Source organism: Schwartzia sp. (in: firmicutes) (genome assembly GCF_978017985.1).
Genome location: NZ_CDXDFU010000111.1, coordinates 1 through 23824 on the forward strand (window position 1 = coordinate 1; position 23824 = coordinate 23824).

A 23824-nucleotide genomic window follows, 5' to 3' on the forward strand; every position below is an offset into this window, starting at 1 on the left:
GAGTACGTAGGCAAAGACTACAGCATAATTCTCATGCCTACAGGCAGCCTCACAGTTCCTCTTTACAAAGGCTAATTTCCTTCCAAACATCATAAGAAAAAGCACAGTTCTCGGAGGACTGTGCTTTTTCAATTCTTTATTTTTTTCCGAAGAATCAATCCGCGTTTGTGATTTCAGAGAATACGCAGCACTGCCCATCTCCGAGGTTGCGGGTGAAATAAAGTGCAAGATCACACTGGCGGATAAGAGCATCAATTGGCTGCGACGGGTCTGACGTACTGGTAATGCCCATATTAGCCGAAAGGAGAATCGGATTTTTATCCTTCTCGCAATATTCACCGATTTTTTCAAGTACCTTTTGGAATTTCCCTTTAAGATTCTCTATCGGACATTCTCCGATATAAGCAAGCAGGAACTCACCTCCGCCGAAGCGGCAGACAATCGCCTCAGAAAATACCTCGCGCAGGAATCCGGCAACTGCTATGAGTGCATTATCACCTGCCTGAGCACCGTATGTATCATTGAGCTGTTTGAAATACGAAAGGTCTATTCTTCCTATTGTGAGCAGTTGATCTGCCCTGTTCATCTCAATGTACTCATAGAAATAACGGCGGTTGGCAAGTCCCGTAAGCTCATCCGAGCGCGCCGCAGCGAGAAGCTCTGCTTCATAGCTCTTGAGCTTTGTAACGTCACGGGCAATTCCTACCGTACCCATGATGGTTCCGTCAATATCCCAAAGAGGAGTCTTATACGTCTGAAGAAGACGGATGCTGTCGGCATCCATTACATGCTCGTCAAACACACATGTAACACCCTTCCGCATAACCTCTTCCTCAGTCTCAAGGCAGACAAATTCTCCTTTTTCGTACTGCTCCTTTGTGAGGCCCCAAATGTAATAATGCCCGCGGCCTTCTATATCATCATGTGTTTTTCCGACAATATGGCAGAAGGCATCATTGACCTTAAGATGCGCACCCTTTTTATCCTTGAACCAGATAAGATCCGGTGAAGTATTTATTGCTGTATCAAGATACTGCTTTGTAAGCCATGCGTCCTTTTCAGCTTTAACGGATTCATAAAGGCGCTGCACAAAGAACTCCGCCAATGCCTCCGTCGGTTCCACAGGCCAGATATCATCCAACGCGTCAATTGATGCATCTGAAAGTGTACCAAGGTCGTCAGTGCAAACAATCAGTCTCGTGGAAGGGTCTGTCCTCTTTCGGATATCCTCAGGAAGACAATCTCCGGAATACCTGAACACAACTGCAGTTGTATTATCCGGAATGTCCTGCGGGGCATGGTCAAAAATTTGAAATTCATGGGTAAATCTTTCCAATGGCTCAACAGCCTTCATGGTCTTCTCCCAGACCGGCGCAAGGTCGACCAGGAAAAACCGGGACGTAGCGTGGTACATATTCTGCCTCCTGTAGGATTCATTACATAAAGCAATACTCACTACAATCATATCTTAATGGTAAACAGATGTCTAGCGGTTTTATATAAATATTATCACTAAAATTCATCAATTTTTCGAACAACCTACAGGGCATTTTCCGCGTTCCGATATGCCTGCACCTGCATGGATTTTCCGTCCGTTTTGAACACCACCGCACCGTTGCAGTCAGTTCTGTATACCTTTATTCCATGACGCTCCAACACCTGCATCGTTTCCTGCGACGGATGGCCGAAGCTGTTCTCATATCCCACGGATATAACTGCCCATTCAGGAGCAGCCGCAGCAAGAAACTCTTCGGAGCTTGATGTTTTTGAGCCGTGATGACCGACCTTCAGCACGCTGCTCCTGACATCATGCGCCCTCAAAAGCTCTTTCTCATTTTCCTTCAAAAGGTCTCCCGTAAACAAAAAGCTTGCATCTCCATAAGATACTCTGTAAACATTTGACAGTTCATTTCCCGTTTTTTTCGATATTTCCCCCTTCGGAGCATAAAGTACTTCAACACGGACTCCGTCCAAAATCATTTCCGTTCCTTCCGGCCATGAAGCAAATACTGCTTTATCCATATCGGAGGAAGAAAGCCGCATCGATGCCTGATACACTGCTTTACCTTCGTTTGCTGCAACAACCGTATCCACAGGAATCTTTTTTATAATCCCTCCCGCTCCCGACGCATGATCCTCATGTGCGTGGGTAAGAAAAATTGCATCAAGATGCTTTATTCCATGCTCCAAAAGATACGGAACATCAACTCTGGCGCCTATGTCAAATGAGGCATCACGGCTTCCTCCGGTGTCAATCATAAATGCCCTGCCGTGCGGCGTAATGACTAATGCAGAATCTCCCTGCCCCACATCAATAAAATGAACGCTCATTTCATTGGGGCGGAAAGCGTACATTATTCCTTCCCCTGCCATAAAAGCAAAAATTACCACAGCTAAAACCAACGCTCTCTTGCCTGCGATTATTTCCTTGAGATAATTCTTTCGTTCCCCCGTCTGCAGGAAGAAGCAAAGGCACATATAATAGACCGCTGCAGCGCCAAAGCTTACAGGAGGAAGATATACCTGACTCATTGGCAGCTGAGCCAACCCCCTTGTCATTTCATATGCCGCCCCCAAAAGCAGACTGTCTGCTGCCAATATAAAACGTGCCGCCAGCGGCAGCAAAGCAGCCCCTATACCCGCGAAAAGCGCCGTTACCATAATAATCTCAAGGACAGGAACAACAAGAAGATTGGCAAGAAGGGAGCTCAATGAAACAACATGAAAATACCGGGCCAGAATCGGAAGCACCGCAAGCTGTGCGGAAACCGTAATCGCAAGACTTCCCGACAGCCACGCAGGTATCCTTTCAAACGCCTTCAGCTTCCGAAGCACGGGAGCAATATATAAAAGCCCTGCTGTCGCGGCAAATGAAAGTTCAAAGCTTATATCAAACAAAAGCCACGGAGACCACATCAGCATCAAAAGACCGGTTACAGAAAGAATCTGACGGGCATCCTTCTCCCTTTCCCACACCAGAGACATAGCGGCCAAAATCCCCATTATTCCCGACCTTACAGCCGGAGCCACTGAATCCGCCAGCAGCACATAAATAACAATGGCCGCAAATATGATACCTGCCGTTATTCCTCGGCGAAGCCTCATAACTCTGCCAATCCAGGCAAAAACGGCCGCAAGAAGCGTAATGTGTGACCCCGATACAGAAAGAATATGCACTATTCCTGTGGCAGTAAAGGCATCCAACACCTCCGCACGTATACCGTCATATCCTCCGAACAGCATTGCAAAAATCGCCGAGGCATCCGCCTCAGGCATTGCTTCAGCCAATACACCCCGATAATAATTCCGTATATCAGACAGGCTTCTAAAGAACGAATTCCCTTCTGTCGGAATTACCTGCACAGTCCCTTTTTCCGTAGTCAGTCTGGCGGTAATTCCCTGACTCCTTGCCTGTCGTGTCATATCAATCTGCCCGGGATTTTTATATCCGCGAATACTTTTCAGCTTTCCATAGGCCCGAAGAATGTCCCCCTCTTTTGCGGACGGCAGCTCTGACCTTTGACGGACAGTTCCTGAAACATAAAGATGTCCGCTCGCTTCCTGTTTCCCCTGACTGTTTTTTATATTCTGCGCTTCGACCGTATAACGGAACCGCCAACCGCGCCCGTCTATCGAAGGCTGTATTCTCGCCTCCCCAAGCACTTTTCCGGTTATTTCGGCAGACTGTCCTATCCTGTGAAATACATTTGATTCAGGAATTTCCGCAGCCAGAGCAAAACGGATAAATCCCAGCACACAAAAAAGCAGTGCACATATGGCAACCGCGCCCACACTGCTCTTTTTTCTGCACCATACAATAATCGGAATCAGCAAAACTCCCAGTGCTGCCAAAGGTATTATTCCCGCTGCGTATACTTCACTGCCCATTGTACTTCCTGCCGCAAAAACCCCCAGGCCGAAAGAAGCAAGAAGCAGATTCAGAAAGCTAAGCGGTGCCTGCCCTTCTCTCATATGGTTATCTTATCCTTCATTTTTTCGTATTTTGACGGTCCGATTCCACGAACCTTCTGAATATCCTCCGGAGACTCAAACATACCGTGCTCGTTGCGATATTCGATGATTCTGTTTGCCGTAGCAGGCCCCACTCCCGGCAGCTTAGCAAGTCCTGCCGCGTCTGCCGTATTTATATTCACAGAATCTCCCGATGCTGCCGATCTGGACATGACCGGTTCTGCACCGCCTGATTTTATGCTTTCAGGTACACGGATCTGCATACCGTCGGCAATAGGTTTTGCTAGATTCACATTTTCCAAATCTGCCGTAGGCAGAGCGCCACCGCATGCCTCTATTGCCTTTCCGATACGCGCATCAGCCGAAAGCTCCACAACCCCCGGGCTCTTTACCGCTCCGGTCACATATACCGTTGCCTTAGCCGTCTTTTCAGGTGTCCGCCCCTCGTCAAGTCGGACTGTTTCCTGCGGCCCGGCAGAAATAAAATAGCCGGTAAAGCCCAAAGCAATCCCGGCTATGATTAACACCATAAATAACGATTTTTTGAATACGGGCACTCCCTATGCCTCCATCCTGACAAAGCTCAGTTTTCTATTCCCTTCCGCGCTTCGATTCCCTTTTGATAGTAATGCTTGATTTCCTTCATTTCCGTAACAAGGTCTGCTCTTTCCAGCAGCCACTCGGGCGCATTGCGTCCCGTACATACCACTTCGATATCTTCGGAGAGCCCGTCAAGAAATTTTTCAACACTCTCACGTTTTATCATTCCGAAAAAAAGGGCAACATTGATTTCATCCAAAATCACAAGCCCGTATTTTCCGGAACACGCTTCATCCGCAGCCTTTTCAAAGCCGTCCTCCAGCATTTTCACATAATCGGCGGGAGGCTTTCCCGGTGGAAATATTACGACCTCATCGCCCCATGCTTCTTTTTCCTCCGGCGTCAGCATACCCTCCTCGGCAATAAAAAAAGGCTTGCCTGTAGTTTCCAGCACGAGCTTCGGAGCAAAGTCACGAAGCACCTCCTGTTCACTGTAAGCAAGACCTTTCATGAACTGCATGATATAAACACGCATTCCCGCGCCAATTGCGCGAACCGAGAGACCTATAGCTGCGGTGGTCTTTCCTTTGCCTGTTCCTGTATACACCTGCAGCATTTTTTCTCCCCCATTGATTATTTAATGATATTAACGATGTTGTCATCAGTAGAAAGCACACTTGTCGCAACAACCGTCTTTTTATATCCGAACGCCCCAACGCACAGCGGAGTATATCCTTTTGGAACACTCATCTGGTCAAGAACACTCTTCCCGGCCTCCGTCTCAAAAAGCTTAGGCATGGAAGCCAGCCAGCATGAGCCTATACCGTACTTATCCGCTACAAGCATCATACTGCCAAACACCATATTAGCGGCATCCTCCACATACTTAACATCCTTTCGCCCCGAAATAATCAAAAGCAAAGGTGCCTCAATCGGAAGGAATTCTTTAATGTCAGGGATTGGTGCAGCCGCCTCCGTCTGGGCATCATAAAGCTGCTTGATGAGCTTTCGATTCTGCAGGATTGTAAAATGCCACTCCTGATTATTCACTGCATTGGAAAGAGCCTTTCCTTCTTCAAGAATCTCCATGAGATCCTCATCACGGATAGGACGTTCTTCAAACTGCGAAACACTGCGGCGCATTAACACATTTCTCAAAATATTATTCATCCTGCTCACCCCTGTTTTAACGGTTATCTACCTTATCCAGTCCCTGAAGATCATGCCGGCTGAACCTCATCTCCGCCAGCTTTTCATACTTCGTCCCCGGTTTTCCGTAATTTGCATACGGGTCAATGGAGATGCCGCCGCGAGGGAGGAATTTCCCCCATACCTCAATATAGCGCGGCTCCAAAAGCTTTATAAGATCTTTCATGATTATGTTGACAACATCCTCATGAAAATCGCCGTGATTCCTGAAGCTGAACAAATACAGCTTCAAAGATTTGCTTTCGACCATTTTCACATCCGGAACATACGAAATGTAAAGCGTCGCAAAATCCGGCTGTCCCGTTATAGGACAGAGCGTTGTAAACTCAGGGCAGTTAAACTTTACCCAATAATCATTTTCCTGGTGCTTATTAACGAAGGTCTCAAGCATCTCCGGGGCATAATCCTGGGGATATTTTGTCCCGTTGCTTCCCAGCTTCGTCAGCTTTTCATCTGTTTTCACTCTTGACATCGCGGTACTCCAAAGTCTCCTTTGTCAGATACTGCTCCACGAAATCTGCTTCGCTGAACGGACGTCCGAACAGATACCCCTGAATGTAATCCGCTCCGCAGTCCTTCGTGACAATATCATATACATCCTTTTCCTCCACGCCTTCAATGCAGACCTGCATTCCAAGTCCGTGGCAGAGAGTCACCGTATACTGCACAAGCTCACGGTCAAACTCACTCTCTATAATATGTTTTACAAACTCGCGGTCTACCTTTACGATATCGCACGAGAGATTTTTCAAATAAGCAAGGGACGAATACCCTGTTCCGAAATCATCCATTGCGATATGGATTCCTTCCTGCCTGAACTCGTCAAACTGCTGATTCAGGAAGGACCAGTCCGAAACAATCGTACTCTCCGTAAGCTCCAGCGTCAATGCCTCAGGCGGAAGCTCATACTCCCGTATAACATCACGAACAAAGGAAAAGAAAGTAATATCCTTTATCTGGGCATACGATACGTTAATACTCATGGTGAAATCAGGCACAACCTTACGCCATTTCACACAGGTCTTGAGCGCTTCGCGGACAATCCATTTGCCAAGCGGAAGTATCATTTTAGTCTCTTCGAGAATAGGGACGAACTCCATTGGAGCAACCATGCGCCCTTTGGGATTCTTCCAGCGCAGCAGCGCCTCAGCGCCCTTCAGCCTCCTCGAAACGGCGTCAACCTGGGGCTGATAGAACAGTGAGAAACCTTCGCACCCGTTTTCCACACTTGTCTTTATGGTATCCCGCATGGTAAGCGAACGCATCCATCGGTTATACTGCTCACGGGTAAAGAAAACATTCTGATTCTTTCCATCGCGCTTTGCAAGGTCAAGAGCTGCCTCGGCGTGCTTATAAAGTGCCTGATACTCCTTTCCTCCCTGCGGATAAGCGACAGTTCCTCCTGAAACGGTACAGAAATACATCTTTCCGTCGATGAACTGCTGACGGCTCATGCACTTCTGGATAGCCTTGAAATACTTCATTACCTGGCCTTCACCGGCACCCGGCAGCACAACACCGAACACATCGCCATCAAGCTTATACAGCTGTGTTCCTTCAGGAAGTATGTTCTGAATCTGTTCTGCCGTTACACGCAGAACCTCATCACCGAAGGAACGGTTATACGTCTCATTGATTATTTTAAAATTATCAAGTCCAAGAAGGAGAATCTCACCGCTCATCCCCGAACGGCGAAATTCATCGAGTGCTTCCCGAATAGCCTGCCCGAACTGTTCTTTATTCAAAAGTCCCGTTACCTTGTCCGCTTCATTAAGCTGATCAAGGCGGGTCAATGCTCCGGCAAGCACCGGATGCATTCCCCTGTCATTATCCAAAATCTCTCCGCGGCAGCGCAGCCACACATACTTTCCGTCGCGGTCCTTTGCCCTGTAATCTGTATTTATTCTTGTTTCTTTCCTATGCAGAAGAACTTCTTCTTTTTTCTTTCTGAGGCCCTCTACATCATCCGGGTGTATATGCGGCATCCACGCAGCATCCATATCCGATATGACGTTTCTCCCCATTCCGAAATCCTTTACCCAGTTTTCGGATAAAATTGTTACCCTCGACTCAACGTCCATTATGTAGTAATAAACATCACTTGTACGGGAAAGCACTTCAAAATATGGCCTTAGCCGTTGAAGGGACGCCGGAATATTATAGCGAGGCTTCATTCTCATAAAATACCTCCGCCTTTCTGCCCCCATCATTGAGGTGGAGATTTTACCTCTTTTATCATACGACATAATCGCTAAGATTGCAAAACAATATACACCGCAAAAGTAAAACAGGCACCGAAAAAATCGATGCCTGTTTCTGCCTTGTATTAATTAAATTGCCTTTGCGGTTTTTCTGCGCTTCTGCAGAACGATGCTGCCAACAAGAACAGCAAGACCTGCAAGATCCGTGCCAAGCCCCGGGATTATCATCATCAGACCTGCTGCAAACAGAACTATTCTTTCCGGCATACGCATATCGGTTATAAGGTGTCCTATAAGCGACGAGCTTACCGCAATCATTCCGATTACTGCCGTTACGAGAGTCTGAATAAGTCCAAACGGTGTAGCATCTACCATAAGAACCACAGGATTCAGCACGAACACGTACGGTATGATAAATGCCGCGATAGCAAGCTTAGACGCATTCACACCCGTCCTCAGCGGATTGCCTCCGCTGATAGCTGAACCCGCGTACGCGGCGAGCGCTACCGGCGGTGTAACATCCGCAATGATGCCGAAATAGAACACGAACATGTGAGCCGCAAGAACAGGAATGCCCATCTGCACCAGAGCAGGTGACGCGATAGTCGATGTGATGACGTAGTTTGCCGTTGTCGGCACGCCCATGCCGAGAAGCAGCGCTGTAATCATCGTAAAGAACATTGTCGGAAGAAGCAGTCCACCCGAAAGCTCCAAAAGAGCCGAAGCCAGCTTCAGACCAACGCCTGTCTTCGTTACAACACCAATGATGATACCAGCGGAAGCGCAGGCTACGAGAACGCCCAGAATATTACGTGCGCCGTTCTCCAGTCCTTTAACGATTTCCATAGGCTTCATACGTGTAGAAGCACGGAGTGCTGAAGCCGCAATTGAAAGTACGATAGCAAAAAGCGCCGCACGCATCGGCGTATAGCCGCTGACGAGAAGATAAATAATAACCACAAGAGGAATGGCCAAATGACCGCGCTCTTTCAGGATAACACTTGCCTTCGGGAGCTCCTCCTTCGGAAGACCTTTAAGATTTTTTCTCTTTGCTTCAAAATGAACGCCCAGCCATACGCCGGCAAAATACAAAACAGCCGGAATGATAGCTGCCTTTACAACATCAATATAAGGCACTCCGACGAATTCCGCCATGAGGAATGCCGCTGCACCCATGACAGGAGGCATAAGCTGACCGCCCGTGGATGCCGCCGCCTCGACCGCTCCGGCAAATTCTTTATCATAGCCGAGCTTTTTCATCATCGGAATTGTAAAGCTTCCCGTACCGACAACATTCGCAACGGAGCTTCCCGAAACGGTGCCCATTAATCCCGATGAAAGCACCGCGACCTTCGCCGGACCGCCGCTTGCCCATCCTGCGATTGCGTTGGCAAGGTCAATAAAGAATCTTCCAAGTCCCGTGGACTCAAGATACGCTCCGAACAGGATAAAGAGAAAGATAAATGTCGAGGATACACCGAGAGGAATACCGAAAATACCTTCTGTGGTGAAAAAAAGATGCCCTATAAGCTGCTGCGGTGAAAGTCCGCGGTGAGCAAGCATACCCGGCATATAAGGGCCTGCAAATGCGTACGCCAGGAACGCCATAACAACAACCAGCATAGGAATACCTACCACGCGGCGTGTTGCCTCGATTACCAGCAGCAGTCCCACAGCACCCACCGCAAAATCCAGAGAGGTCACCGTTCCTGCGCGAAGCACCAGATGCTGGTACTCAATAAAGATGTACGCAGGAGCCGCCGCACCCAAAAATGCAAGAATATAATCTTCAAAATGTACCTCAAGGCCTCTCGCCCTGCGTGTAGGATAAAGCAGAAACACCAGTGCAAGACCGAACCCCAGGTGTACCGCGCGCTGAAGCTGTGCGTCCAATACTCCGAAGATTGCCGTGTAGAGCTGAAAAATTGAGAAGGTTATTGCCAGCGCGGACACGAACTTCGCAAGAAAGCCCGTATGCACCGCCGTATTAGATTCCTTATCATATTTTTTCAGAACATCCTCGGCAAGCTTTTCATTCTTTTCGTCTGCCATGAATAAATCAACCTTTCCGTGGGCTCAGCCGTCGAGCCCGGACCATATTTTGTATCTCGGAACAATCCGAAGCGTTATGGGAGTTCCGAGGGAAACCATTTCATATAAGGGGAAAATCTTATCATTTACGCGAAGCGTAAGCTCTGTACCGACTCCGGGGCGCAAAGTAAGGACAGGAATATTCCGCTCCATTCCGTCCATAACAAACCAGTCACCATCACGCCGAAACACTCCATCCGTTGAGAGAAACGGCAGCCCCACGCCAAAGGACTGATACCGTGTCGAATGAAGCACAAAGCCGTCTATCGAATCATCAACCGTGAAATACTCCTCAACAGGAGTCTTCTGAACAGAGTGTATGAACCGCGTAGAAAAGGCAAGCCCCTTCTCCGCCGGAACAGAAAAGAGCAGCCTTCCTTCCGAGCTCACGGCAATACACGGACGGAAAGCATACCATCCTATACCGCTTAGTATTATTACCAAAGAAAAAAGCAGCACTGCTTTCCTTCGTGTCATACACCGCACGCCTCTCACACAGAAAACGGGCGCTTTCCGCGCCCGTTCCCATTTAATTCGGACTTAATTTATTCCTTGAAGAACTTCTCTGCGCCGGCATTCATCTTAATCGGCATGCCCTTCATAGCGCCTTCCTTAGTGATGAGCTTACCTACCGAGTGCGCAGCCTGGATGCGGTCAAGCGTAGTGAAGAGCGCCTTCGTCACATCATAGCCGAGAGAATCATTCAGCTTATCCGTAGCAACGAGCATTGCCATAACGGAAACAGCCTCCACCTCTTCGTTAAAGCCTGCATATGTGCCGGCCGGAATCTTTGTCTTCGTGTAGAACGGATATTTAGCAATAAGCTTGTCAGCTGCTGCCGCATCTACTGCCAGCAGGCGAACCGGATGCTGAGATGCAATATCCTGAATAGCAGCCGTCGGATAACCTGCCGTAACAAATGCAGCATCAACATTGCCGTCCTTCAAAGCATTGGATGCCTCACCGAAGGAAAGATACTGAACCTGAATATCATCATAAGTGATACCGTATACAGCAAGAATCTGACGTGCATTGGCTTCCGCGCCGCTGCCGCTCGCACCCACTGCTACGCGTTTGCCTTTGAGGTCGGCAACCGATTTGATACCTGATTTTTCAAGCGTAACAATCTGGCATGTTTCCGGATAAAGTGTTGCGATACCGCGAAGGTTCTCCACCTTCTTGTCCTTGAACATCTCCGTGCCGTTCATAGCATAGTACGTGATGTCATTCTGTACGATTGCAAGATCAACCGAACCGTCCTTCAGCATGTTGATATTTGCTACAGAAGCGCCTGTGCTCTGTGCGCTTGCATTCATGCCCGGAATCTTCTTATTCAAAATCTCCGCCATGGCACCGCCGATAGGATAGTATGTACCTGCCGTGCCGCCCGTAGCGATATTCAAAAACTTCTTCTCAGCGCTCTTTCCGTCTCCGCCGCCGCAGCCTGCCACGATCATAGTCATCAGCGCCAGCAGCACACCGAGTACTGCAAATCTGCTCCATTTTCCTAATTTCATTGTGATTCCCCCTTCTGAAATCTTAACTACGTATGTCATTATAGCATAGAAGGTATGCAATTTCTATTAAAAAACGTAAAAATACAAAAAAATACAAAAAATATTGAAATCTATTCGTATTTCGAAAGAAAAAAGTCTCCGCCTGCTTACTGCGCTGTGCGCATAAAACAGACGGAGACTGATTGACTCCGTATATATTATTCTTCTTTTTCCGACCTCAGAAAGAGCCTTTCAAGCTCTGCCTTCGGCTCTTTATTACAGCATACTATTTCATATACTGAACGGCTTATAGGGAGCTCCACGTGATACGCCTCAGAAAGCGCCATAAGTGCCTCAGACGTATAAACACCCTCCGCAAGCTTTGTTGAAGGCTTTCCAAGCATAAGATTCTCTCCGTAGCGGCGGTTGTTGCTGTGAGGTGAGAAAAGCGTTGCCTCGTAATCCCCCAGATGAGAGAGGCCGTATACTGTCATAGCATCTCCGCCCATGGCCTCAATAAGCCTCGAAAGCTCCTTCGTGCCGCGCGCCATGAGCGCCCCCTTCAGACTCCCGTAATGCACTCCGTCAAGCATTCCCGCAGCAAGGCCCACAACATTCTTTGCCGCTGCTCCGATTTCAGTTCCGAGCAAATCCTTTCCATAATAGAAGCGAATCAGCTGACTGTGAAAAACAGGCACAAGACGTCCTGTTACCTCGTCGTCGTCCGAAGCGAGAATCATACAATTAGGAATACCCTTGAGAAAATCCTGCACATGGCCCGGCCCTACCCATACGGCGATCTTCGGTTCCGGTCCGATTTCTTCTCTCATTACAACAGAAAGACGTTTTCCCGTTCCAATCTCAAGGCCCTTCATGCAGAGCACAAAGGTTTTATCCTTTATCGGAAGCTCCGAAAGCTGTTTTGCAAAGGAACGGAGCTGCTGAGCGCCTATAGATATGATGATTACATCTGCGCGCTCAACGGCATACGGCAAATCCTCAGAAAGCTCAACTTCTTCCGGCATTGTGAGATACTCATTAGCCCGTTTCTCCTTCAGCTCTGCCAGATTTTTAGAACCCGGACGTCCCCAAAGTGTCACGTCGTGCCCGATATGATTTGCATACCATGCATGAAAAGAACCCCAGCGACCGCAGCCCAAAACCGAAATCTTCATTACCGTGCCTCCCAACGAACTCCTGCCGTGAGGTCTTTGACCACCTCACCCGCTATAATAAGACCAGCTACAGACGGAACAAAGGAAACGCTTCCAGGCACTGCCCTTCTCGCATCACAGTTTCTCGCGCTTCCCGGCGGACATATGCAATTCGCCCCGCAGCCTGACATTTTCGGCTTCAGCGGCTGCTCCTCCGAGTATACCACCTTCAGCTTTTTCACACCCCGCGCCTTGAGCTCCTTGCGCATAACCTTCGCCAGCGGACAGACACGCGTTTCATAAATGTCTGCCACACGGAAAGCGGCAGGGTCCAGCTTATTGCCTGCACCCATTGAGCTGATAACGGGGATTCCCCTCTTTTCACCCTCCATTACGAGCCCAATCTTTGCTGTCACGGTATCTACGGCGTCAACTATATAATCCGGCGTCTTCTCAAAAAATTTCTCAGCGTTGTCAGGAAGGAAAAAATCATCGATAGTTTCTATCTCTACTTCCGGATTTATTGAAAGCATTCTTTCCTTCATCACCGCTGTTTTGGATTTCCCGACGGTAGCACCCGTAGCATGAATCTGCCTGTTGAGATTCGTCAGGCAGACAAGATCATTATCAACCAACAGGAAATGCCCTACGCCGGCGCGTACAAGTCCTTCTGCCACGAAAGAGCCTACACCGCCTACGCCGAAAACAGCCACACGGCTGTCCGCCAGCTTTTTCATTGCCTCAGCACCCAGCAAAAGCTCAGTGCGGGAAAATCTGCCTAACATTGCTGTACTCCTTTAATCCATGTATTTCATTGCTTCCTTCTTGGCAAGCACATCACAGCGTTCATTATCCTCATTGCCCGCGTGTCCCTTAACCCAATGGAAAAACACCTTATGTCTCTGCACTTCAGCATCAAGAGCTGCCCATAAATCCTGATTTTTCACAGGTGTCCCCGTTGACGTAATCCAACCGCGCCTCTTCCATGCGGAAAGCCATCGTTTAACAAAAGCATTCTGCAGATACTGGCTGTCGGCATAAAATGCCACAGATGCCCCCTCAGGCAGCGCCTTTAGCGCCATAATACCTGCCATAAGCTCCATACGGTTGTTCGTCGTGGAAGGCTCACCCCCGCTTATCTCTTTCTTTTTGCCCGAAGCTGATTCCCGTATGACGGCAGCCCAGCCTCCCGGACCGTCCGGGTTTCGGAGACATGAGCCGTCCGTATAGACCACGTAATCCTCCGTGAATGTCTCTGTTTCCTCCGTGCAAAAAAGCGATGTCTGCGCGGCTGCCGATGTTCCTGCCGCGCTCTTTTTCGCAGGGGCTGTCGAACTGCTTCCCCACATCCACGCGTTGGCCTCCGCTATATCCATAAAGCCCTTATATACGGCACCCTGATAGCCTTCCACCTGTGCCTTGCACTCTTCCCAGGTATTAAAAAGCCCCGTATTTCTGCCACGCTTTACAACATATATTTTTTTAGCCATGTTCCTCACCCCGCATATACAAAAAAAGCAGCCTACAACGGCTGCATATATGTAGATCCTTTTCAACGTCGGGCCACAGCCCTCAGGCACCCTCACGGCACATGTGGCTGACCACTTACCGCTGCTTCCTTCCGGACCTGACGGGATTCATAGGGCCCCATTGCGCGAGACCAAAGCGCTGCGGTCCGACCTGGAAAAGGAATGATAAGCAAATGGCGGAGAGTGAGAGATTCGAACTCTCGATACAGCGTTCACCGTATACACGCTTTCCAGGCGTGCTCCTTCAACCACTCGGACAACTCTCCAAATGCTCTACCAAAAAGATGATATTAAATTATGTCGGCTCATTCACGACGATATATAGGATAACACATGAAGTACACCCTGTCAATGAATTACCGACAATTTTCCATATTTTTTCGTGCTGTACTGATAAAATCGAAGCCGTTTCACAATATCTGCAATAAGAAAGCGGCAGAGGCCCCCCTCTGCCGCAGTTAATCTTATTTAGTATGACATCCGCTGCATCCGCCGCAGGAATCTCCGCAGGAGCATCCGGACGTACCGCAGCAGTCGGATTCACCCCTAACAAAATTGCGATAGATATGACGTACCGCGAAAAATAATGCAACAGCCACAAACGCAGCACATACAAACGTAGCCATAATATTTCCTCCTTAGAAGCCCATCAGTCTGCCGCCCTGATAGACCAGCAGTGAGACAACCCACGCAATCGCAAACATATACGCTGCAGAGAAGCCCATCCATTTCCACGAATTTGTTTCCTTTTTAATCGTACCCAGCGCGGTAACGCAAGGAGTATAGAGCTGCGAGAACACCATAAAAGCAAACGCTGAAAGCGTTGTAAAGCTTGTAGCCATACCCGTTCCAAGCATAGTCTGTGCAGCCTCAACAGCCTCCTCTGCTTCAGTGGATACCTCAGCCGCGCCGTAAAGGACACCCATTGTAGCCACGACAGTTTCCTTTGCCATAATCCCGGAAAGAAGAGCTGCTCCGGCTTCCCAAGTTGCAAAGCCGTGGAACACAAACAACTTAGACATCCATCCGCCGAGTGTTGCGAGAATAGACTCGTCAATCTCGCACGGACCGCTGAAATTATAATTCGACATTACCCAGAGAAGGACAGAAGCCGCGAAAATAATCGTACCTGCTTTGATGAGGTAGCCTTTACCCTTGTCCCACGTTTCAATCATAACGGTTTTCATGTCAGGCATGCGGTACGGCGGAAGCTCCAAAAGGAAAGTGGAACCCTGATCCTTAAATGTAGATGCGCCAAGAATCTTGGCCGCAACAATTGCCATAACAACACCGATTATATACATGCCGAAGACGACATCAGCCGCATGTTCAGGGAAGAACATAGCTGCAAAGAGTGCCATAATCGGGAGCTTCGCTCCGCAAGTCAAAAACGGAGTAACAAGGATTGAAACCATGCGGTCCTTCTCAGAGTCGAGAGCACGTGCACCCATGACAGCCGGAACGGCGCAGCCGTGTGCCATCATAAGCGGCATGATACCTTTGCCCGTGAGACCGCAGCGACGCATAATCGGGTCAGTGATGAACGCGATACGTGCCATATATCCTGTGCCATCAAGGAACGACAGGCAGAAGAACAGCACGAAAATCAACGGTACAAATGTGAGCACTGAACCAACACCGGAAATAATACCATCAGTCACAAGCGAAACCATCCATTCCGCTACGCCCATTCCCTCAAGAGATGCTGTTGCAAATTCAAGGAAGTTTTCATTTATAAGCTCGTCCAGCATATCGGCCAGCGGCTGTCCTATCCATTTGAATGTAATCTGAAAAACACCGTACATAATCGCGAGGAAAATCGGCAGTGCAAGCACTCCGTTTGCAAGTACACGGTCAATCTTTTCAGATTTTGTAAGACCTGCGTTATCCATAGTCACCGCTTCAGCCATAATGCGGTCGATGAGCGCATAACGTGCCTCGATAACTGCTTCTTCCGCTGCCTCCGCGGTTTTTCCGCTTTCACGGATGCTTCGGATATTTTCAATGTGCGTTTCAACCAGCTCGCTTGGATGATACTGGGACATAACCGTCGATGTGAACACATCCAGAAGCTTTTTCGTGCTCTTGCCGGAACGTCCGACAGTCTCAACCACCGGCATGCCCAGCAGCTCCTCCAGCTTTTTCATATCCACATGAATGCCGCGCGCCACTGCCTCATCCTGCATGTTGAGGTCAATAAGAAGAGGTACCCCCTGCTCCAGAAGCTGAATTGTAAGGAAAAGATTTCTCTCGAGATTTGACGAATCAACTACGTCCATAACAAGGTCAAGCTTGTTGTTCATAAGATAGTCGATAACAATCTTTTCCTCAGGTGAGCGCGCGCTTACGCTGTATGTGCCCGGAAGGTCTACGATTGAAATTGCACGGTCGTTGTGATTTACATAGCCGACCTTTTTATCCACCGTAACACCCGGCCAATTTCCGATTTTCTGATGAGCGCCTGTAAGCTCATTAAAAATTGTAGATTTTCCTGTATTTGGATTGCCTGTTAATGCTACTGCTAAAGTTGACATATTCTTCTCCTTTCCGTTAAACCGCTTCCACCGTAATTTTCTCAGCATCCGAACGGCGCAGCGCAAGGTTATACGAACGGAGACGAATTGCCATAGGATCGCCAAAAGGAGCCGAACGAAGCACGGTGACCTTTGTTCCCGGAATCAGTCCCATAGTCATCAGTCGATTTTTCAGCGGAGAATCTTCAATGGTCGCAATTTTGAGATTCATCCCTGTCTTTCCGTCTTTCAAAGTCATACTCCTACCTCCACAACCTGTATTGAAATATGTTATTAACATTTTCGATGCTTCTAAATAATATCAATAACTATTCTCATTGTCAACTACAATGATAGTACATCTCATTATTATTTTCAATACCTCCCCGAAAAATCAAAAAAGCACTCCGCAGATGAGTGCCCTTTTGAAGTAGGAGTATTATGTTGTGGAAAAAGCTATATTTCAACACCGCCGCGGCCAAACAGCGATGTCAAAACCAAAAATTTAATATCAAAGCTGCGCAGCAAAATCTCTGCCCAAAGCCTTGCATTCATCTAGCGCTGCACTGTCAGGAGTATTTTCTACCGCAAGACCGTTGCCAAAAAGCTTGGCGCCATCATTTCTTGTACGCTGAGCCCAATCCTCCATCCATGCACCGCCACCCCATCCATAGGAACCAAACAGTGCTACGGGTTTATTCTCAAGAAACGCCTCTGTTTCAATGAAGAAAGGTTCAAAGGTGCTTTCCTCCAAAACCTCCGCGCCCATAGCAGGGCAGCCTAACATCAGCCCGTCATAATTTGCTGCATCTGCAGGCGAAAAGCTGCTCACCTCAGCAAGCGTGACTTCGTTACCGCCTTCCTTCGCACCCTCGGCACAAGCTTCAGCCATCATCTCTGTATTGCCTGTACCGGACCAATATACAACAGCAATCTTGCTCATGAAAAATCCTCCTTTAATCACACAGCCCGCAAAAGCTCTGCAAACTCCCGCCCGCATTTCAGCTGATGGCAGAAATGCTTCGAACAGTCGTCATAAAGCCCGAACAGTCTGCGTGCATCCTTCTCGTTTGAGTATACCTTCCAATATCCGCAGCAGCGATAATCCTTTCCCCTGTGCCGTATGAAGCCTTCCACGTCTTCAGGCGGATAACCAAGAAAAAGCCCTATCTCATGCGGAAAGGTTTTCTCTGATTCGATTCTGTTTCTCAGATGATAAAGCATTCCAACCAGACTGCCCTGCAAAGGATACCCGTACCGCCGGAGAATAGCCTGTGCCTCAGGCCGTCTTAATTCCTCCTCGATTGCGTCCGCTCTGTAAAAAAGAACAACAGTCAGTCCGTTCTTTTCCGACACACGGAACGTCGATATACCCTTGCATTGCAAGCATGGTGCGTATGACTCAAGCATCGCATCGAAATCATAAAATCTGCTTCTGCGGAAAGTAATGAGATTCGCCGATTTGAAGCCTAAAAAAGTTGGTGCCGCATGGCAGCCCAAAACATATTCAAATTCTTCCTTTGGCAAATCCACCGCCTCCCAATTGAGAATCCCTATCAATTTCGATGGACTTATTATATCGCGAATGATTCTCAATTGCAAGTAAATTTTGTAAAAAAATAAAAAAAGATTGAAACCCTTGGAAATCCAATGGTTTCAATCTCTTCAAAATCACTCGAACTCTATTGTAGCAGGTGGTTTGCCGGTGCAGTCATAAAGCACGCGGTTTACTCCTTTGACTTCATTTACAATACGGCTCGCGGTCGTCTGCAGGACATCCCATGGCAGACGCGCGCTTTCTGCCGTCATGAAATCGCTGGTAAGTACAGCACGCAGCGCGATGGCGTAGTCGTATGTGCGGCCGTCGCCCATGACGCCAACTGAACGCATATTGGTAAGTGCAGCGAAGTACTGTCCCAGGTCTTTATCGACTCCTGCCTTCGCGACTTCCTCACGGTAAATGTAGTCAGCTTCCTGTACGATACGAACCTTTTCCTCTGTTACATCACCGATAATGCGGATTCCAAGACCGGGTCCCGGGAAGGGCTGACGGCGGACGAGCTTATCAGGAATACCGAGATTCGTACCTACCTGGCGTACTTCGTCCTTGAAGAGCATACGCAGCGGCTCCACGATTTCTTTGAAATCCACATAATCCGGAAGGCCTCCGACATTATGATGGGATTTGATAACGGCAGATTTTCCGAGTCCGCTTTCGATAACGTCCGGATAAATCGTACCCTGTACGAGAAAATCTACCGTGCCGATTTTCTTTGCTTCCGCTTCAAAAACACGTATAAATTCCTCTCCGATAATCTTGCGTTTCTGCTCAGGATCGGTAACACCTTTGAGTTTTTCATAGAAACGCTCATGAGCATCCACACGGATGAAATTCAGGTCGTAGTGGCCATTCGGTCCGAATACCTCCGCAACCTCGTCGCTTTCGTTTTTGCGAAGGAGTCCGTGGTCCACAAATACGCAGGTGAGCTGCTTGCCTACTGCCTTTGAAAGCAGAACTGCCGCAACAGATGAATCAACACCGCCCGAAAGCGCGCAGAGTACACGTCCCTTGCCGATTTTTTCTTTAAGCTGCGCAACCGTAACATCAATGAAGGAGCCCATTTCCCAATCGCCCTTGCATGCACAGATATTGCGGACAAAGTTGCGGAGCATGGTCTTACCTTCTACCGTATGCAGTACCTCCGGATGAAACTGTACCGCATATAATCCGTGTGCATCATCTTCCATTCCGGCTACAGGGCATACAGGAGTCTTTGCTGTAACAGCAAAGCCCTCAGGTGCTTTTTCAATATAATCCGTATGGCTCATCCAGCATGTCGTCGGAGTAGAAACGCCTTCAAAAAGCTTTGATGCCGATGCGGTGATTTCTACTTCCGTCTTTCCATATTCGCTGACAGGCGCCTGTTTTACAGAACCGCCGAGGACATGTGCCATAAGCTGGCTTCCATAGCAGATACCCAGTACAGGCACACCAAGCTCAAAGAGTCCTTTTTCATATGTAAGGGCCTCCGGTCCGTAAACACTGTTCGGGCCGCCCGTCAGAATAATTCCCTTCGGGTTCTTTGCCTTGACCTCCTCAAGAGTCATAGTATACGGATGTACTTCGCAATATACATTGCATTCCCGCACGCGGCGGGCAATAAGCTGATTATACTGGCCTCCGAAATCAAGCACCAGCACTAATTCATTCGTCAAAATCCTGCTCCTCCTCTATCCTGTCCGGATATTCTTCAACAAAACGATTTACCGCGGCATCACAGATTGAAAAACTGAACCCGCGGCGATATAAGAACTGTTTAATTTTATCACGTTTTACCGCAGAACGGAAGCGTCCGCAGGCAGCCCGAAATGCCGCCTCAAGCTCGTGCTCTTCCTTTTCCTCGGGAATACATGCGTACACAAGTTCCTGTGCAAAACCTCTCTGGATGAGCTTTTGACAAATCTGACGAATGCTCATGCGGCCGTCTTCAAAAAAATACGAAAACTGCCTCCGGCATGCTTCTTCATCGTTCAGATAGTGCTTTTCCTTCAGGCGGGTTACTGCTTCGTCAATTTCCTCCGCCGCATAATCGCGCCTGATCAGCTTTTCACGCAGTCTTGCTTCACTGTGCTCCTGCTGCGCCAGAAGGTCTACCGCCTTTACAAGCGCGGTAGGCTTTTCCTTAACCCTTCGCCGCATCCGCCTTCTCCGCTGCCTTTGCTGCAGTCTTCGATGCCTTTGCAGAAGCTGCTTCTAACTTGGCATCTGCTTTTTTTGCTTCCTCTTCAGCACGTTCCTTGAGTTTTTCACGAATTTTGTCCGAAAGCTCCTCATAGAACTCCGGCTGGGATTTAAGCACAGCCTTGACTGCCTCACGGCCCTGTCCAAGGCGGCTTCCATTATATGAATACCACGAACCGCTCTTATTAAGAATATCGAGGTCTGCCGCCATGTCTATAACGCAGCCCTCACGGGAAACACCTTCTCCGTACATAATATCAAACTCGCATGTACGGAACGGAGGAGCAACCTTATTTTTGACAATTTTGACCTTAGCGTGGCTTCCTATACTCTCAGTTCCCTGTTTGAGCGTTTCACCCTTACGGACATCAATGCGGATTGTCGAGTAAAATTTGAGCGCACGGCCGCCCGTGGTTACCTCCGGGCTCCCGTATATTACGCCGACCTTTTCACGAATCTGATTAATGAACACAGCTACAGCACGGGATTTACTGATGAAACCCGTCAGCTTGCGCATTGCCTGGCTCATAAGGCGAGCCTGAAGTCCAACATGAGATGCACCCATCTCGCCCTCGATTTCCTCCTTCGGAACGAGTGCCGCAACCGAGTCTACCACAATAATATCTATAGCACCGCTTCTGACAAGCGCCTCTACAATCTCAAGAGCCTGCTCGCCGTTATCCGGCTGTGAAATCAAAAGGTTATCCGTATCTACGCCCAGTTTTTTCGCATAAACCGGGTCAAGAGCATGCTCGGCATCAATGAATGCCGCAAGACCTCCACGGCGCTGAGCCTCAGCAATCATATGCAGAGTGACCGTAGTCTTACCTGAGGATTCAGGACCGTATACCTCAATGATACGTCCGCGCGGAAGTCCTCCGACACCCAGCGCCTCATCCAAAGGCAAAATACCTGTTGGAATAACCTCTACGTTAAGATTATTTGTTACGTCGCCGAGACGCATTATAGACCCTTTGCCGAAATCCTTTTCAATCTGTTTAAGCGCATTCTCAAGCGCTTCCTTTTTATCCATGCTCAGACTCCTCTCCGTAATGGCGCTTTCTGCGCCGATTCTTGTTTAATCATAGCTTATTTTTTTATGAATGTATAGGGGTTTGAGGTAAAAAATCAAACAAAAGTTCTTTTTTGGATATTGTTATCTGACGTACAGGTAAAATCATATAACATCATATATATTATTTTCGTTTTTTAGAAGGAAACCAGATAATGATGTCGAATATATTATTTAGCTTTAATAAACGTGATTTCATATCTAATTCTATAGTAATCAGGAGGGATATATATGCTCAATTTTTCGTCAAAGTCCGTTTTTATGAACACTGCCGAAGCAGCCTCTGCTCCGATTCCGCCGGCTCCTGCTGCTCAGGCAGCGTCTCAGCCTGATACGAAGGTAGAATATCTTTCGGCAAATGACTTAAACACGTCAACCCTGACTCCTCTTTTTGAGGTTGCAGGCGGTCCGGCACTTGTTATCGGCTATGTATCTCCCGATAACGATTTCCACCGCGTTGCATCAAGCATCAAAAACGTGATGCCGCCAAACGCCAAACTCATACTCGTCACAACAGCCGGTGAGCTCTGCCGTCCCGCGGGAAGCCGTACTCTTTATTGTGAGGCAGACGAAAACCGCGGACGTGTACTGCTGCAGGTTTTCTCCCACCGCATGATTGATGACAGCTACATAATTACTATCCCCATTCCTAACGAAGACCTTCGCCGCGGAGAGGTAACCATGAGCGTAGATGAACGTGTACGCGAGATGAGAAAGGAAATAGACCGCCATCACATTCCATTCCGCATGAACGTCAATCACACCTTCACAATGCTCTATGTAGACGGCCTCTCAAACTGCGAATCCTTTGTAATGCAGGCATTCTACGAAAACGGAAACTATCCGATTCCATTTATCGGCGGCAGCTCCGCTGGAAAGCTCGACTTCCAGCACACCTATATCTATAACGACAAACAGGTACTTGAAAACGTGGCAGTAGCCATAGTTGTCCACATTGGCAAGGATTACCGCTACGGCATTCTCAAGACGCAGGCTGTCCAGCGTACCGGCGCAGTCTTCGACATAGTAAATGCAAATTCTGCGCTCCGTCACATTTCAACAGTATCAGGGTCTGACGGTGTTCCTGTTCCGTTTATCGAAGCCCTTGAAAAAGAACTCGGCTGCTCTAATGTTGCTGACCTGAACAAAAAAATGCAGAGCTACACCTTCGCAACAGATATTAACGGCGAAGACTTTATACGTTCAATATCGGGAATCGACGAAGAAAACAACCGCATCAATTTCTTCTGCGATATTGAGTCCGGCGAGCGTCTCTATTTAATGAAACGCGTTGACCTTGAGAACACCCTGCAGAAAGCTTTCCGTGAATTCTGCAACGGCAAACCCGCCCCCTTTGCAGGCATACTGAACGACTGTATTCTCCGCCGCCTCGGATATCCTGACGAGATTAAACATATTGATATGTTCTCGGATATTCCTGTGGCCGGCTTCTCCAGCTTCGGCGAAATCAGCGGTCTGCATATGAACGAAACACTCACGGCAATATTCTTCTATAATGTCCCGTCAGGGACGGCCCTAAGTGACCAGTACGTTGATGCCTTCGCAAAGCATTACTCCTCATGCCGCGAATTCTTCCTTAACCGTGTCATCGCACGTCAGGAGCGCGTCGGTGAACTGAAGGACCAGGTAATCAACCTCTTTAACGAATATCAGGAGCGTCTGCCGTCCATCATCCAGACCATCATGCAGATGTCAAAGGATGTTGATGTTGTGCAGGCGTCGATGAAAGAACTTTCGGGCGGCATTGATGAACAGGGCTCCTATTTCAATCAGCTTATGTCCCGCAACGCCGAAATCACTCCAAAGCTCCAGATGCTCAGTGCCAGCACGGAGAAAATCAACAGCGTAATGCAAATGATCACGGAAATTTCTTCGCAAATCAATCTGCTTGCTCTTAATGCCGCAATCGAGGCTGCACGTGCAGGCGAAGCAGGACGAGGATTCTCCGTTGTGGCCCAGGAGGTCGGAAAACTCTCCAAGAGTACGCAGGAAAGCGTACACAGTTCTGATGAAGCAATCCACACTCTTGTGCGCGACGTTAAAGAAATCGATACTATTCTTGCCAACAACAAGGATTTCGAAAGCAAAATCAATGAATTTGATAAACGCTTCACGAAGCAGGTTTCCCGTGTACACGAGAGCCTTGAAAACAGTCTGCAGCATATCAGCCGTTCCTCTCACGCCATCGAGGACCTCAACGAGGTCAACACGACCGTGACAGAAAAACTCAAGGCTCTGCAGCAGACAATCATGAACATCGAGCTCGGTATCTGAACAGTACCCA

At 48.3% G+C, this 23824-nt stretch carries 22 protein-coding genes, 1 tRNA gene and 1 other RNA gene; 1 reads left to right on the forward strand and 23 read right to left on the reverse strand.

What is annotated here, in order from left to right; all coding sequences use genetic code 11:
• Positions 1 to 154: 154 nt before the first annotated feature.
• The 23 genes from ACY69O_RS05030 to recA all read right to left on the reverse strand — a co-directional run bounded on the left by ACY69O_RS05030 (position 155) and on the right by recA (position 21480).
• A complete protein-coding gene (locus tag ACY69O_RS05030) occupies positions 155 to 1414 on the reverse strand; it encodes a sensor domain-containing diguanylate cyclase (protein ID WP_462332372.1) in 1260 nt (419 codons plus the stop codon).
• Between the two features lie 125 nt (positions 1415 to 1539).
• Positions 1540 to 3972 carry a DNA internalization-related competence protein ComEC/Rec2 gene (locus ACY69O_RS05035; protein ID WP_462332373.1) on the reverse strand — a complete coding sequence of 811 codons (2433 nt, stop codon included), beginning with the start codon at positions 3970 to 3972 and terminating at the stop codon, positions 1540 to 1542.
• Complete coding sequence (locus tag ACY69O_RS05040) at positions 3969 to 4529, reverse strand: helix-hairpin-helix domain-containing protein (RefSeq protein ID WP_462332374.1); 561 nt, start codon at positions 4527 to 4529, stop codon at positions 3969 to 3971. The genes ACY69O_RS05035 and ACY69O_RS05040 overlap by 4 nt, the downstream gene beginning before the upstream one ends.
• Positions 4530 to 4555: 26 nt before the next feature.
• The gene (locus ACY69O_RS05045; RefSeq protein WP_462332375.1) at positions 4556 to 5128 is read right to left on the reverse strand and encodes a cob(I)yrinic acid a,c-diamide adenosyltransferase; all 573 of its coding nucleotides are present in this window, start codon (positions 5126 to 5128) and stop codon (positions 4556 to 4558) included.
• 17 nt (positions 5129 to 5145) lie between these two features.
• Entirely contained in the window at positions 5146 to 5661 is a 516-nt protein-coding gene (locus ACY69O_RS05050; RefSeq protein WP_462332398.1) for a nitroreductase family protein, read from the reverse strand.
• A gap of 37 nt (positions 5662 to 5698) precedes the next feature.
• Entirely contained in the window at positions 5699 to 6193 is a 495-nt protein-coding gene (queF, locus tag ACY69O_RS05055; protein ID WP_462332376.1) for a preQ(1) synthase, read from the reverse strand.
• Positions 6171 to 7901 carry a putative bifunctional diguanylate cyclase/phosphodiesterase gene (locus ACY69O_RS05060; RefSeq protein ID WP_462332377.1) on the reverse strand — a complete coding sequence of 577 codons (1731 nt, stop codon included), beginning with the start codon at positions 7899 to 7901 and terminating at the stop codon, positions 6171 to 6173. Before ACY69O_RS05060 ends, queF begins: the two co-directional genes overlap by 23 nt.
• Before the next feature lie 150 nt (positions 7902 to 8051).
• Complete coding sequence (locus tag ACY69O_RS05065; protein ID WP_462332378.1) at positions 8052 to 9974, reverse strand: TRAP transporter permease; 1923 nt, start codon at positions 9972 to 9974, stop codon at positions 8052 to 8054.
• 24 nt (positions 9975 to 9998) lie between these two features.
• Positions 9999 to 10490 (reverse strand): DUF1850 domain-containing protein, encoded by a 492-nt coding sequence (locus ACY69O_RS05070; protein WP_462332379.1) that lies wholly within the window; start codon positions 10488 to 10490, stop codon positions 9999 to 10001.
• Positions 10491 to 10558: 68 nt separating this feature from the next.
• On the reverse strand, positions 10559 to 11530 hold the full coding sequence (locus ACY69O_RS05075) for a TAXI family TRAP transporter solute-binding subunit (RefSeq protein WP_462332380.1): 972 nt from the start codon (positions 11528 to 11530) through the stop codon (positions 10559 to 10561).
• Positions 11531 to 11727: 197 nt separating this feature from the next.
• Positions 11728 to 12684: an NAD(P)H-dependent glycerol-3-phosphate dehydrogenase gene (locus ACY69O_RS05080; protein WP_462332381.1), complete on the reverse strand. Its 957-nt coding sequence runs from the start codon at positions 12682 to 12684 to the stop codon at positions 11728 to 11730.
• Positions 12684 to 13448: a tRNA threonylcarbamoyladenosine dehydratase gene (locus ACY69O_RS05085; protein ID WP_462332382.1), complete on the reverse strand. Its 765-nt coding sequence runs from the start codon at positions 13446 to 13448 to the stop codon at positions 12684 to 12686. Before ACY69O_RS05085 ends, ACY69O_RS05080 begins: the two co-directional genes overlap by 1 nt.
• Before the next feature lie 12 nt (positions 13449 to 13460).
• Positions 13461 to 14153 (reverse strand): ribonuclease HI, encoded by a 693-nt coding sequence (gene rnhA, locus ACY69O_RS05090; protein WP_462332383.1) that lies wholly within the window; start codon positions 14151 to 14153, stop codon positions 13461 to 13463.
• A 77-nt stretch (positions 14154 to 14230) separates the two neighbouring features.
• An RNA gene (gene ffs / locus ACY69O_RS05095) (signal recognition particle sRNA small type) lies at positions 14231 to 14330 on the reverse strand.
• Between the two features lie 36 nt (positions 14331 to 14366).
• Positions 14367 to 14458: transfer RNA gene (locus tag ACY69O_RS05100), tRNA-Ser, on the reverse strand.
• Between the two features lie 198 nt (positions 14459 to 14656).
• Positions 14657 to 14818, reverse strand: coding sequence for a FeoB-associated Cys-rich membrane protein (locus ACY69O_RS05105; RefSeq protein ID WP_462332384.1), 162 nt, complete (start codon positions 14816 to 14818; stop codon positions 14657 to 14659).
• A 12-nt stretch (positions 14819 to 14830) separates the two neighbouring features.
• Entirely contained in the window at positions 14831 to 16726 is a 1896-nt protein-coding gene (gene feoB, locus ACY69O_RS05110; protein ID WP_462332385.1) for a ferrous iron transport protein B, read from the reverse strand.
• 16 nt (positions 16727 to 16742) lie between these two features.
• On the reverse strand, positions 16743 to 16964 hold the full coding sequence (locus ACY69O_RS05115) for a FeoA family protein (RefSeq protein WP_462332386.1): 222 nt from the start codon (positions 16962 to 16964) through the stop codon (positions 16743 to 16745).
• A 252-nt stretch (positions 16965 to 17216) separates the two neighbouring features.
• Positions 17217 to 17648 carry a flavodoxin gene (locus ACY69O_RS05120; protein WP_462332387.1) on the reverse strand — a complete coding sequence of 144 codons (432 nt, stop codon included), beginning with the start codon at positions 17646 to 17648 and terminating at the stop codon, positions 17217 to 17219.
• Positions 17649 to 17665: 17 nt separating this feature from the next.
• Positions 17666 to 18232: a DUF3793 family protein gene (locus ACY69O_RS05125; RefSeq protein WP_462332388.1), complete on the reverse strand. Its 567-nt coding sequence runs from the start codon at positions 18230 to 18232 to the stop codon at positions 17666 to 17668.
• Between the two features lie 144 nt (positions 18233 to 18376).
• Entirely contained in the window at positions 18377 to 19924 is a 1548-nt protein-coding gene (gene guaA / locus ACY69O_RS05130; protein WP_462332399.1) for a glutamine-hydrolyzing GMP synthase, read from the reverse strand.
• On the reverse strand, positions 19911 to 20405 hold the full coding sequence (locus ACY69O_RS05135) for a regulatory protein RecX (protein ID WP_462332389.1): 495 nt from the start codon (positions 20403 to 20405) through the stop codon (positions 19911 to 19913). The genes guaA and ACY69O_RS05135 overlap by 14 nt, the downstream gene beginning before the upstream one ends.
• Positions 20389 to 21480, reverse strand: a complete 1092-nt coding sequence (gene recA, locus ACY69O_RS05140) for a recombinase RecA (RefSeq protein WP_462332390.1) — start codon at positions 21478 to 21480, stop codon at positions 20389 to 20391. Before recA ends, ACY69O_RS05135 begins: the two co-directional genes overlap by 17 nt.
• Positions 21481 to 21750: 270 nt before the next feature.
• On the opposite strand from recA, the gene ACY69O_RS05145 reads away from it, so the two are divergent.
• Entirely contained in the window at positions 21751 to 23814 is a 2064-nt protein-coding gene (locus ACY69O_RS05145; protein ID WP_462332391.1) for a methyl-accepting chemotaxis protein, read from the forward strand.
• Positions 23815 to 23824: the final 10 nt, after the last annotated feature.